We start from the raw sequence: 13,109 nt of genomic DNA, 5'->3' as shown, positions 1-13,109 counted from the left end.
AATATGACAAAAAATTATCTAAAAGTTGATGTTGTAAGTCCTTTGGGATCAGTATTTAAAGGTGAGGCTGATATCGTAAGCTTGCGGGGAACTGCTGGTGAAATGGGTATTGCTTATGGACATACTGAACTATTGTCAACTATGCCTGCAGGTGTTGTTAACATCAGAAAGGATGACCATACAGATGTATTATATGTATCTGGTGGGATTTTAGAAGTTACTCCAACTCGTGTAACTATAATGGTTGATGATATGGAAAGAGCGGAAAATCTTAATCAAGCAGAAGCTGAAAAGGCTAAAACAAGAGCTGAAAAAGCACTTAAAAATCCAGATGCATCTAAACTAGATATAGAAGATGCAAATAAAAGATTAAAAGAGGCTGATGCGCGTCTTAAGGCTCTTAATTCTTCTAAAGGTCTATACTATTCTAAAGATAATTAATAATCATCTTGTGTATTTTTCTATCTGACTCTAAAGTTGTATAAAAATTTTTATAAAGTTATAATGAACTTTTAGGTTTCATAGTTTTTTTAGTATGCAGCTTAGTATAAAAACCTCTCTAATAACAATACTCATATTGATATTTTTTAATAATATTTTTGCTGAAGATTTAAGTAAATCTATAGCAGCTCAAAATACTATTAATAATCAGCAAAATGATAAACTCTCAAGTTTACTTTTGTCAAATAAGAAGCAAGGTATTCGTAATCCAAGCTCAGTTGAAAGTGTTAGTGCTAAAACGACTATTGCAAAGCAATCTTTGACAGGTCAATCTATTAAATTGATATTTCCTCAGTTGGACAAATTAATATTTGAGCCAATATTTGTGGGAGTATCAGAAATTTTTGCTAAGAAGTTAAATGATTGTGTTTATAAAAATAAATGTACCTTGCAACAAGATAAGATAGGGGGTCCTGTAATTGCAGGATTTTTACCAATATGGGGTAAGAGTAGCTCCTATAATATTTTTGGCCATCAGATAACAACAGAGCCTATTGATATATCAATATCGAAGGACCAAGATTATTGTGATAAGTATCCAGAGATATGCAAATATAATGTAATAATCGCCGCATACTTAACTTATAGTAATAGTGGTGGTTTTAAATTGGCTTTTGGTCAAGGAAATAGAGCCTCAACACAGGTTTATACACCAGAGCAGTTAAAGGCATTTATTAGATATATGAAATCAAAAGGTAAGCGTGTGATAGTTTCATATGGAGGGGCTAGATCACATATTGATTGGGGAGCTATAAACTTTGATGCTCTTAAACCTTTAATGAACGATTATGGATTTGATGGGGTTGATTTTGATCTTGTTGGGACAGAGATACCTAATAGTGATAGGGTGTCAAAATTAGCAGCAAATAAGATAAAGAAATTTGTCAGTTCTATGAGGCAGGTAAATTCAAGCTTTTGGTTAACATTCTCACCGAAGTGGGACTATTTAATTGCACCTGTAGCAAAAAATGGCAAAGATAATATTTATACTAATGATAATTATATTAGCTTATTAGAATATATAGGCATTAAAAATATAAATTATATATTTTTAAATACTTATTCTGATAAGGCTTCCGATCAGATATTTAGTTTCTATAAGGATACTAATGGTAAATATTTAAGAATTATGCCATTGGATGGTTATGATGAGTTTTTAGCTTCGCTTGCATGGGCTATGACTACTAAAGAAGGCAGACAAGCTAATATGGCAAAATATAGCAAAATAGGTCCAGTTAGAATACCTGCTGATAAGCTAGTATTTATTATTCCTGCAATGAAAGGCGCTGTACATAGTGGTATGGTTTATGTGCTAAATAAACAAAATATTGATACAGCTATTTCACTAATGAAGGAGCATCAAGCTTCATTTGCTGGATTTGCGCTTTGGAGTATCGACTTTGATGCTATGTCAATTAAAAAAGGTATTCTTGGTAAAAATTATACTCATAAAGCTTGGAGTATGACAAATTCTATATCACAAATAAAACTTCCAAGTGTTGATATCAAGTTACTTCAGAGCAAGAAAGCTAATACTAATGATAAAAATAATAAGGTAAGAGCTAGATTAAACGAAGCTACTAGGTTTGTTATTAAGTATCCTAGTCAAATTGGTCTTTATACAGCAGATACCGTTGTTAGTTATCATAATAAAAAATATAGATGTATTTCTGGTCTAGATTTGAAACTATGTAATGATAAAAGATATATTCCCGATAGTGTTATGGGTCAGTTAGTTTGGCATAAATTAAACACTTTAAAAAATACACAATTGGTGAAGAAAGAGCCTGAGGTTGCTAAAAACAATACTATAGTGTATCCAGCTAAGATTGGTGGCTATAAGTCTGGACAAGTTGTTCAGGCTGGAGGTAGACAATTTAGATGCTTAGCAAAGAAAGAGAAACAGTGTAATAACGCTCTATACTCTCCAGTTGGTAAAAAAGGCTATATAGCTTGGGCTAGCACTTTTGATAATAATACTTTTCCAGAAAGTGATAAGCATGAGCGTGTATATCCTGAAGGAATTAAAAATTATAAAGGTGGTGAAGTTGTAATTGCAGGAGATAAGTATTATCGATGTAAAGTTGGGCCTGAAGCAAGTCTATGCCAAGAGACTGTATATAGCCCTTTGGGTAAGTATGGAAGTGATGCGTGGGTAAAAGTCGCAGATAATTAGCTAACCATTTTATAAGATCAGCGAATATTAAAGTAATAACATAGAGTTATTTGAGTTGAGGTGCTAAATTGAATCTATTAATTCTTGAAGCTCGCCTGAATCTTTCATTTCCATAATTATATCACATCCACCAACTAGTTCACCCTTAACCCAAAGTTGAGGGAATGTTGGCCAATCGGCATATTTTGGTAATATAGCTCTTATATCTGGATTCTCTAAGATGTTTACAAAAGCAAATGGCTTTCCACATGATCTTACAGCTGTTGCAGCATGAGCTGAGAATCCACACTGAGGTAAATTAGGAGAGCCTTTCATATATAAGATAATATCATTTTCTTTTATTTGCTTTTCGATTCGATCTACAACTTTTTGCTCTTCTGGTGTATACATTGCAAAGTTTCCTTTTATTTATTAGCTAAGTAAGTTTAGAAATTTAGTTTAAAAGATGATAGCATATTATATTAAATTGGTATAGTATCAAAACGTTACAAATATTTTAAAAATAAGTAAAAGGAGTATACAAATGAAATTTGAATTACCAAAATTACCTTATGCTAAAGATGCACTAGAGCCTGTAATTTCTCAAGAAACTATAGAGTATCACTATGGTAAGCATCACCAGACATATGTTACTAATTTAAATAACTTAGTAGAAGGTACTGAACATGATGGTAAAAAATTAGAGGAAATAATTAAAACATCTTCTGGTGGCATATTTAATAATGCAGCTCAAATTTATAACCATACTTTCTACTGGAACTGCTTTTCTCCAAGTAAAACTGAGCCGTCGAGCCAGTTAAAAGCTGCTATTGTAGAGACTTTTGGCTCTTTTGATAAGTTTAAGGAAGAATTTTCTAAAACTGCAGTGACTACTTTTGGTTCTGGTTGGGCTTGGTTAGTAAAAAATTCATCTGGTAAGTTAGAGATACTTAGCACAAGTAATGCTGGTTGTCCTTTAACTGACAATAAGCGTCCATTATTGACTTTTGATGTTTGGGAACATGCTTATTATATTGATTATCGTAATGCTAGACCTAAGCATATTGAAGCTTTATGGAATATTGTTAATTGGGAATTTGTATCTGAACAGTTTGCAAAATAAATATTTATGTTCAAAGGTAAATTATCTCTAATTTCTTTTATTATTGGAGTGTTACTAATATTCTTAGCAATGCTAGTAGTAGTATTTTTTCCAAGTCTTAAAATTACTAAAACTACAATGAATATAGTTTTGTTAGTTCTTCTAGTTCCTTGGGCTATTTTTATCGTATTGATATTATTTGGTAATAAAAAATAAGTCTTTATTTATCTAAGGTCAGCCATTAGTTTAATTTTCTTTTTAAATAAATAAATAACTATTGAGACTATTATCCCTACGATAAAGCTAAATATAAATAATCCTTCCCAACGATAGATACTTTGGATGTATCCAGCAAGAGGTCCTACAAGAACTCTTCCTAGTGAATCAATAGAGCTTAAAATAGCAAATTGGGTAGCTGAAAATTTTACATTAACAAGACTCATTATCATAGCTACAAGTATGGCCGTTCCCATAGCTCCACAGAAGTATTCTACAGCTACTGAAGAAACCATTAGATAATAGTTTTTACCAACAATAGCTAGTAATGCATAAGTTAGATTAGCGCATGCCATAATAATACTAAAATATAAAAAACTCTTATATATGCCTATTTTTTTTGCGATTAAGCCTCCTATAATTAAACCAGCTAAAGATGGTAGTAATGCGAATGCTTTGTATGCTACTGCGATCGTAGTTTTATCAAATCCAAGGTCGACAAAAAATAGAGAGTTTAATGAGAAGGCGATAGCATCAGCAAGCTTATATGTAATAATAATTGCAAGAATTATAATAGCTGTATAAAAACCTTGCCTAGTAAAGAACTCTATAAAAGGTAGTGTATAAGCTTCTTTAAAATTTCTTGGAGCCATCTTTTGGTATTGGCTTTCTTTTAATATAAGTGTATAAAGAGGACATATTATAAAGAAGGGTATTATCATCAGCCATGCTAGATTCCAGTTATTGTTTAGCTTCTCTACAATTATTAAAATAATTGATCCTGTTACTAACATACCTATGCGATAACCCATTACAGCTATAGCATTACCTAAAGCTTTTTCTGATTCTGTTAGAACTTCTGTTTGGTATGCATTTATTGCAATATCTTGAGTGGCTGATGTAAAGCATATTAAAAAACCAATAAAAGCTATTATAAAAGGAGAGTTTGCAGGAGAAAATCTGCTCATAGCTGCTATTAACAAGATTAGTGTAACTTGTGTTAGAAGTATCCAACCTTTTCGACGTCCAAATTTTGGTATCTTTATTCTATCAAGGAAAGGTGCCCATAGATATTTGAATGTATATGGTACGGCAATAAGGGTTAAAAACCCAATGTCCTTAGTCTCTATTCCATTATCCTTATACCAAAGAAATAAAGATGACGCTGTAAGCATTAAAGGAAATCCAGAGGCGTAACCTAAGATAAGCATACTAAACATTTTAGCTTGCTTAAAAGGAGCTGTTAACTTTTGTATTAAAGTTGGTTTATCAGTCATTTAAATTCATACTAGCTTATAGGTAAACTAATAGAAGACTAATTTAAATTAAAGAAAAAGTAAATAGATTGATTAATAGAAATTATTATAGGTCTCTACTAGTTTCGCCAGTATATAATTGTCTAGGGCGACCAATTTTCTGTGCTGGATCATTAACCATTTCAATCCATTGAGATATCCACCCAGAAGTTCTAGCAAGAGCAAATATTGCTGTGAACATATCTTCTGGAATTCCCATAGCTTTTAAGATAATGCCCGAGTAGAAGTCAACATTAGGAAAAAGTTTTCTTTGGATAAAGAATTCATCTTGTAATGCGATCTCTTCTAATTTCTTAGCAACTGTTAATAAAGGATTGTCGCTATTGCCAAGCTTAGCTAAGATCTCTTCACAGTTTTTCTTCATTGCTGTAGCTCTTGGGTCTGTATTTTTATATACTCTGTGACCAAAGCCCATTAATCTAAATGGATCATCTTTATCTTTAGCTTTAGCAATATAAGTATCGATATTATCAATGCTACCAATTTTAGATAGCATCTTAAGAACTGCTTCATTAGCACCACCGTGAGCTGGGCCCCATAGAGCTGTAATACCTGCAATAATAGCAGCATATGGAGATGTTCCAGTTGAGCCTGATAATCTTACAGTAGAAGTAGAAGCATTTTGTTCATGATCAGCATGAAGCATGAAGATTGTATCCATTGCTTTTACATGTAGCTCATCTGGCTTGTAGTTTTCATCATCAGCAAACATCATATAAATGAAGTTCTCTGCATAACCATACTCAGGTTTAGGGTCAAATAGTTTTTTACCTTGATTGTGTCTGTAAGACATTGCTGCGATTGTTGCGATTTTTGCTACAATATTTTTGGCAACCTCTTCTTGAGACTCTTTCTGACCATTTTTAACATGCTCAGCAGCTAAAACGTTAACACCAGCAATTAAGCCAGACATAGGGTGAGTACCTTTTGGCATTGATGATATTGCAGCTTTAATATGCTCACATACAGCCATTTTAGAAATGATTTCATTTCTAAAGTTTTCTTTTTGTTCATCAGATGGTAGCTTACCATATATTAGTGCGTAACAAAGGCTACGATAGTTTGATTTTTCAGTCCATTCTTCGATAGGGTAACCTCTATGAAGAAGCACGCCCTTGCCTCCATCAATATATGTTATTTTTGATTCACAAGCAGCAGTTGACATAAAACCAGGATCGTATGTAAAAATACCGTGCTTTACAAGAGATGATACATCTATACAGTCATTACCTAGGCTAGGAGAGTATACCGGTAATTCTATATCAATATTTTTTTCCGCATATTTAAGCGTTGCGTATTTGCTCATTAAAATTGGCCTCCACGTAAAAAGAGAGTTAATGAAAAATCATAATTTAAATGTGGTTTCGCAATATAGAGATTGCAATAAAAAGACACCAGCTGTTAAGTGAATAATACTAATTCGGTATCGCCACAGGGGAATAATAAGCTAAAGATTAACCATTTGCAAATATCTTTTGCAAATAAAAGTTATTGTTAATGGAATTTTAACAGTTTGTTAGTATAATTATACTATTTGCTAAAACTTTGTGTTGAATAGTTTTTTTATTTTTGCTAGTGGTAAAAATAAGGTCAAAACTTTACTTAAAAGTTTGAATTTGATTCTACAAAAATATATTATTAGATTGTTGTATAACATTGGTCTAAGTCTAATCTATTTTTATATTATAAAATTGCTTCGGAGGGACATCGAGCGTGAAAAAAATTACCAATATTGACTTAATGTCGATAAAGTCGTACAAATTCCCTGTTACTGCAATAAGTTCTATATTGCATCGTGTATCAGGGGTGATTCTACTTATTGCTATACCTTTAGCGGTTGTTGGAATGAATTATTCTCTTGCAGGGCCTACAGGATATGAAGATACAGTTGCTGTATTAACTAAGAGTTGGGTTAGTATATTTTTTTGGTTGTTCTTATCTGCAATAACTTATCATGTATATGCTGGCATTAGACATATGATCATGGATATGGGTTTTGGTGAAAGTATGACAGTTGCTAAGATCACATCTTTAATTGTAATTGTTCTAGGTGTTTTATCAGCTATTTTTTGGGGGTGCTACTTATGGCTGTAATTTCTTTAACTTCTTCAGGTATTAAGGACTTTTTCGTCCAACGAGTTACTGCTGTAATAATAGCTGTTTATTTTGCGTATCTCTTAATCGAAGCATTATGCTTATCTCATTCAGGCAATCTAAACTATGATTCTTGGAGAGGTCTATTTACCGATGGGATATTTTTTAGAATTGCTACGCTTATTGCTTATCTGGCAATGTTTTTCCATGCTTGGGTAGGTATATGGATTATTTGTGGTGACTACATTAAGTGTGCATGGGCTTCAGCTCTTGTTATGCTGAGTTTTGTTTTGGTTTATGTATTCTGCTTTTTTTGGTTATTTACAATTTTATTTTTCTATTAAGAGGTTGTTTTTATGAGTATAGCTACACAAGAATTTGATGCTATTGTTATTGGCGCTGGTGGAGCAGGCCTAAGGGCAGCGTTTCAATTATCCCAGTCTGGGTTTAAAACTGCTGTTGTTTCTAAAGTTTTTCCTACAAGATCACATACTGTTGCAGCTCAAGGTGGTATTGCGGCGGCATTAGGAAATATTAAATTTGATGATGACCTTCCTTCTGATGATTGGAAGTGGCACATGTACGATACAGTGAAAGGCTCTGATTATATTGGGGATCAGGATGCTATTGAGTATATGTGTGAACATGCGCCACAATCTATTATTGAGTTAGAGCATATGGGCATGCCTTTTTCACGTTTAGAAGATGGCAAGATATATCAACGTGCTTTTGGTGGTATGTCAAGAAACTTTGATCCTGGTAATCAGGCAAAAAGAACGTGCGCTGCTTCTGATAGAACTGGACATGCGTTATTACATACGCTTTATCAAGGTAACTTAGCACATAAAACTAACTTTTATACAGAGTGGTTTGCTGTTGATTTAGTTAAAGCAGATGATGGCAGTGTATCAGGTGTTATTGCATTATGTATAGAAACTGGTGAAACAGTGTTCTTAAAGTCAAAACTAACTATACTAGCAACTGGTGGTGCTGGACGTATATATGAGTCTAGTACAAATGCTTATATCAATACTGGTGATGGTATGGGCCTAGCTTTAAGGGCTGATATTCCTCTTCAAGATATGGAGTTTTGGCAGTTCCACCCGACAGGTATTGCTGGTGCGGGTGTTTTAGTTACGGAAGGTTGCCGTGGTGAAGGTGGTATCCTACGTAATAAAGATGGCGAAAGATTTATGGAGCGTTATGCTCCTAATGCCAAAGATCTTGCTTGTCGTGATGTTGTATCAAGAGCTTCTCAGCAAGAAATTATGGAAGGTCGTGGCGATACATTTAGTGGTTCAAACTGCGTATGGTTAGATTTAACACATCTTGGTGAAGATGTAATTGATGAAAGATTACCTACTGTTAGAGAGCTTGCTAGAACATTTGCTGGCGTTGATCCTGTTGAAAAACCAATTCCAGTTGTGCCAACATGTCACTATCAAATGGGTGGTATTCCTACTAATAAGCATGGTCAAGTTATCACTCAAGAGAATGGTAAAGATAAAGTTATTGGTGGGTTGTATGCAGTTGGTGAATGTGCTTCAGTATCTGTTCATGGTGCTAATAGATTAGGAAGTAACTCTTTACTTGATTTGGTCGTGTTTGGTAGAGCAGCTGGTATGCATGCTGAGCAAAGCTTAAAAGAAGGTATGTCACTAAAAGAAACTTCTCAAGAAAATGTTGAAAAAGCAACAGCTAGAATTAAGAAATGGGATTCTTCTGAAGAAAGAGGTTGTAAAGAAAAAATCTCTGAACTTAGAAAAGAGCTTCAGCAAGTAATGCAACAATACTTCTCGGTATTTAGACAAGAAAGTACAATGAAAGAAGGTTTGGATAAGCTATACGCTCTAAGAGATAGATTAGAAAATGCTGTCTTAGAGGATAACTCAAGAGTATTTAACATGATGAGAATCGAAGCTCTAGAGCTTGATAATCTAATGTTAACAGCAGTGGCTACAGCAAAACTTGCTCTGGAAAGAACAGAGTCAAGAGGAGCGCACTCAAGAGTGGACTTCCCTGATAGAGATGATGAGAATTGGATGAAGCATACATTATACTTCTTGGATGATGATAAAACATCTTCGCGTGGTGTGAATATGTCTCCAACTAAAGTTAAAGCTTTCCAACCAGCAGAACGTAAGTACTAATTTACAAGGATTTAATATAATGGACGTAAGATTTAAAATTTATAGATATAATCCAGAAGTTGACAAAAAACCTTATTACGATGAGTATACTGTTTCAGTAGAAAATGAAGGTGTTAAAGTTTTAACAGCTCTTGAGCTAATCAAAGAGCAGGATCCTACTTTAGCAATGAGAAGATCTTGCCGTGAAGGTGTTTGTGGTTCTGATGGTATGAACATCAACGGTAAAAACCGTTTAGCGTGTATTACTTCTATTGGTGAGTTAAGACAGCCTATCAAAGTAAATCCTCTACCTGGTCTACCAGTTGTTAGAGACTTGATCGTTGATATGAAGCAATTTTATAAGAACTATGAAAAAGTTAAACCTTATCTAATAAATGATGATGAGCCACCTGTTAAGGAAAGGCTACAATCCCCTGAAGATAGAGCTAAATTAGATGGCTTATATGAGTGTATTTTATGTGCTTGTTGTACTACATCTTGTCCATCTTTCTGGTGGAACCCAGATAAGTTCATAGGTCCATCTGGATTATTGCAGGCTTATAGATTTATAGCAGACTCTCGAGATACAGCTACTGAAGAAAGACTTGATGATTTAAAAGATCCGTTTAGTCTATTTAGATGTAGAACTATTATGAATTGTGTTTCAGTTTGTCCAAAAGGTTTAAACCCAACAGAAGCTATTGGTAAAATAAGATCTGCATTATTAAAAAAGAATGTGTAAAAAATTAAAACCTGTATTTAGGTATTTATATGGAAAAAAAACAATCAGAATTTAGTCAATGGCTAGATACCACACAGTTCTTTGGTGGTAATCTAGAATATCTTGAATCAATATATGATGATTATATTTCGGGCAACTATGATGGGATAGATCCTAAGTGGTTGTCCTTTTTTGATTCTGTAGCTACAGCAACAGATACTGTTCATAGAGATTTAGTTGATGAGTTTAAAAATTTAGCTAAGCATAAGACGGGCAGTACTATTGTTGTGGGTGAAAATGATGTGACTTTAAAAGCAAAATCTTTAGTTAAGTCATATCGTTCACATGGTTATAAATCAGCTAATATTGACCCATTAGGTCTTACAAAGTTTGATAGAGATTCGGGACTTGAATTATCTGCTCATGATTTATCTGATAGTGATTTGTCAGAACAAGTAAATCTGGGAGACTTTACTAACAATAAGTCAATGCCTTTAAAACAGATCATTGAGAAAGCAAAAGCTATTTATGAGTCAAATGTTGGTTACGAATACAGATATATTGGTAATAAAGAAGAAAAGCTTTGGTTACAAAATAAAATAGAGAACTCAGCTCCAGCTAATAACGATGAGAAAAAATGGATCTTACAGCAGCTAGTTGCAGCAGAGGGATTAGAAAAATATCTTGCTCTTAGGTATGTTGGACAAAAAAGATTTGGCTTAGAAGGTGGAGAATCTCTTATCCCATCATTACAGCATATTATAGAAAAATCAGTTGCTAAGCATGAAACACGTTTTGTGCAATTAGGTATGGCTCATAGAGGTCGTCTAAATGTGCTTGTAAATATTTTGGGTAAAAACCCTAAAGAGCTATTTGAAGAATTTGAAGGTAAGCAAAGCGAGAAAACTCTATCTGGTGATGTAAAATATCATATGGGATATTCTAACTACAGAAGTATAGATGGTAAAGAGGCAAAGATCGCTTTAGCATTTAATCCGTCTCACCTTGAGGTTGTTGATCCTGTTGTAGAAGGTGCTGCTAAAGCTATCCAAGATAAGCTTGAAGGAAATGTACATAATAAAGTTCTACCTATATTGATTCATGGTGATTCTGCTTTTTGTGGCCAAGGTATTGTAATGGAAACATTTGGTTTCTCATTAACTGAGGCCTATGGGACAGGTGGTACCGTACATCTTGTTGTTAATAACCAAGTAGGTTTCACGACAAGTAGTAAGTTTGGTATTAATAGAAGTAGTAACTACTCTACAGATATTGCTAAAATGGTAGATGCACCTATTTTCCACGTTAATGGTGATGATCCAGAAGCTGTTGTTAGAGTTGCTGATATTGCACTAGAATATCGTATGAAGTTCAATAAAGATGTTGTTATTGATCTAATTTGTTACCGTAGAAACGGTCATAATGAAACTGATGAGCCTTCAGGGACTCAGCCAGCAATGTATGAAGTTATTAAAAAGCTTCCAACGACTTTGAAACAGTATAGCGAAAAGCTTGTTAAAGAGGGTTCTGTAGATAGTGATTTTATTGCTAGACTAACTTCAGGATATCGTAGCAAATTAGATGAAGGTAGAGTTACTGTTGATATTCTTGATAGAAGTGCTATCAAAGATAAGTTAAAAGTTTGTGATTGGTTACCTTATGTAGGTAAACAAGAGACTGAATATAATTATAAACCTATAGCTAAACAAACTCTCAAAGAACTTGCACTTAAAATGAGTAATATTCCTGAGGAAGTCAAAGCTCAAATGCAAGTTAAAAAGGCCATTGCAGATAGAGTTAAAATGGCAAATGAAGAGCTTCCTTTGAATTGGGGCTTTGCAGAATCTTTAGCTTATGCAACAATTCTTGATCAGGGATATCCTGTGAGGATTTCTGGTGAAGATAGTGGTAGAGGAACTTTCTCACATCGTCATGCTGTAGTTAAGAATATGGATACTAAATCAGCATTAAAAGAATATGTTCCTTTGGAGCATATTAATGAAAAAGCTAGGTTTGATATAATAGATTCGACACTTTCTGAATATGGCGTTTTAGGTTTTGAATATGGTTATAGCTGTTATAGTCCAGATTCTTTAGTGATTTGGGAAGCGCAATTTGGTGACTTCGTAAATACCGCTCAGGTTGTAATAGATCAATTCCTTGTTGCAGCAGAAGAAAAATGGGGAATCTTGTCAGGATTAACATTATTCTTACCTCATGGGCAAGAAGGTGCAGGAGCGGAGCATTCATCTGCAAGACTAGAGAGGTTTTTAAGCTCTTGTGCGAATAAAAATATGCAAGTTTGTACACCAACAACTCCCGCACAGATTTATCATTTATTAAGACGTCAAGTTATCAGACCTCTTAGAAAGCCTTTGATAGTAATGACTCCTAAGAGTTTATTAAGAAACCCTATGGCAGTTTCATCTTTAGATGAGCTTTCTAGTGGTAAATTTGAGCCAATAATCGATGATGTAAACGCTAAAGAAGATAAGGTTAAGAAACTAATATTATGTAATGGTAAAGTCTATTATGATCTTATGGCTAAAAAACAAGATAAGTATGAAGATATTGCAGTTGTAAGAATAGAAGAGCTTTATCCTATTGCACATGAGGAGCTTGCACAAATTTTCAATAAATATAGCAAAGCCAAAGATATAATATGGTTACAGGAAGAACCACAAAATAAAGGTGCTTGGTATCATATAAGACATTTTGTAGAGAAATTAGTTCATGATGACCAAAGGTTAAGATGTGTTGCAAGACATAGATCTTCAGCGCCTGCAGTTGGTTATCATGCTCTTTACGTTAAACAACAAGAAGAGATTATAAATAGAGCTTTAGAAATATAAAATAAATTATTACTAGGAGTAAG

Annotated in this window: 12 protein-coding genes; 9 read left to right on the top strand and 3 right to left on the bottom strand. The window is 33.7% G+C overall.

The genetic code is table 11. The features are described from left to right. Positions 1–3 precede the first annotated feature (3 nt). Both F3D62_RS06885 and F3D62_RS06880 read left to right on the top strand, forming a co-directional pair. Positions 4–441, top strand: a complete 438-nt coding sequence (locus tag F3D62_RS06885) for a F0F1 ATP synthase subunit epsilon (protein WP_150467517.1) — start codon at positions 4–6, stop codon at positions 439–441. A gap of 94 nt (positions 442–535) precedes the next feature. After that, on the top strand, positions 536–2,677 hold the full coding sequence (locus F3D62_RS06880) for a chitinase (protein WP_150467516.1): 2,142 nt from the start codon (positions 536–538) through the stop codon (positions 2,675–2,677). 63 nt (positions 2,678–2,740) lie between these two features. On the opposite strand, the gene grxD is transcribed toward F3D62_RS06880, so the two are convergent. Next, positions 2,741–3,067: a Grx4 family monothiol glutaredoxin gene (grxD, locus tag F3D62_RS06875; RefSeq protein WP_150467515.1), complete on the bottom strand. Its 327-nt coding sequence runs from the start codon at positions 3,065–3,067 to the stop codon at positions 2,741–2,743. 133 nt (positions 3,068–3,200) lie between these two features. On the opposite strand from grxD, the gene F3D62_RS06870 reads away from it, so the two are divergent. Next, positions 3,201–3,779, top strand: coding sequence for a superoxide dismutase (locus F3D62_RS06870; RefSeq protein WP_150467514.1), 579 nt, complete (start codon positions 3,201–3,203; stop codon positions 3,777–3,779). Positions 3,780–3,785: 6 nt separating this feature from the next. After that, entirely contained in the window at positions 3,786–3,974 is a 189-nt protein-coding gene (locus F3D62_RS06865) for a hypothetical protein (RefSeq protein WP_150467513.1), read from the top strand. An 8-nt stretch (positions 3,975–3,982) separates the two neighbouring features. Here the strand turns inward: F3D62_RS06865 and F3D62_RS06860 are convergent, their stop codons facing one another. Beyond that, complete coding sequence (locus F3D62_RS06860; RefSeq protein ID WP_150467512.1) at positions 3,983–5,251, bottom strand: AmpG family muropeptide MFS transporter; 1,269 nt, start codon at positions 5,249–5,251, stop codon at positions 3,983–3,985. A gap of 85 nt (positions 5,252–5,336) precedes the next feature. Further along, positions 5,337–6,596, bottom strand: coding sequence for a citrate synthase (locus F3D62_RS06855; RefSeq protein WP_150467511.1), 1,260 nt, complete (start codon positions 6,594–6,596; stop codon positions 5,337–5,339). A 407-nt stretch (positions 6,597–7,003) separates the two neighbouring features. Between F3D62_RS06855 and sdhC the strand changes: the two genes are divergently transcribed. Genes sdhC through F3D62_RS06830 form a run of 5 tightly spaced genes read left to right on the top strand, consistent with a single transcriptional unit; the run spans position 7,004 to position 13,086 of the window. Next, a complete protein-coding gene (sdhC, locus tag F3D62_RS06850; RefSeq protein ID WP_150467510.1) occupies positions 7,004–7,384 on the top strand; it encodes a succinate dehydrogenase, cytochrome b556 subunit in 381 nt (126 codons plus the stop codon). After that, positions 7,360–7,728, top strand: coding sequence for a succinate dehydrogenase, hydrophobic membrane anchor protein (gene sdhD, locus F3D62_RS06845; RefSeq protein WP_150467509.1), 369 nt, complete (start codon positions 7,360–7,362; stop codon positions 7,726–7,728). Before sdhC ends, sdhD begins: the two co-directional genes overlap by 25 nt. A gap of 12 nt (positions 7,729–7,740) precedes the next feature. Further along, on the top strand, positions 7,741–9,534 hold the full coding sequence (sdhA, locus tag F3D62_RS06840) for a succinate dehydrogenase flavoprotein subunit (RefSeq protein ID WP_150467508.1): 1,794 nt from the start codon (positions 7,741–7,743) through the stop codon (positions 9,532–9,534). A 19-nt stretch (positions 9,535–9,553) separates the two neighbouring features. Next, the gene (locus tag F3D62_RS06835) at positions 9,554–10,255 is read left to right on the top strand and encodes a succinate dehydrogenase iron-sulfur subunit (protein WP_072713328.1); all 702 of its coding nucleotides are present in this window, start codon (positions 9,554–9,556) and stop codon (positions 10,253–10,255) included. A 29-nt stretch (positions 10,256–10,284) separates the two neighbouring features. Further along, a complete protein-coding gene (locus F3D62_RS06830; protein WP_150467507.1) occupies positions 10,285–13,086 on the top strand; it encodes a 2-oxoglutarate dehydrogenase E1 component in 2,802 nt (933 codons plus the stop codon). Positions 13,087–13,109 lie beyond the last annotated feature (23 nt).

It is taken from the genome of Francisella sp. SYW-9, from assembly GCF_008711465.1.
Classification (GTDB): domain Bacteria; phylum Pseudomonadota; class Gammaproteobacteria; order Francisellales; family Francisellaceae; genus Francisella.
Note: the sequence above shows the minus strand (reverse complement) of the source record. Positions and strands in the feature narration are given on the sequence as shown.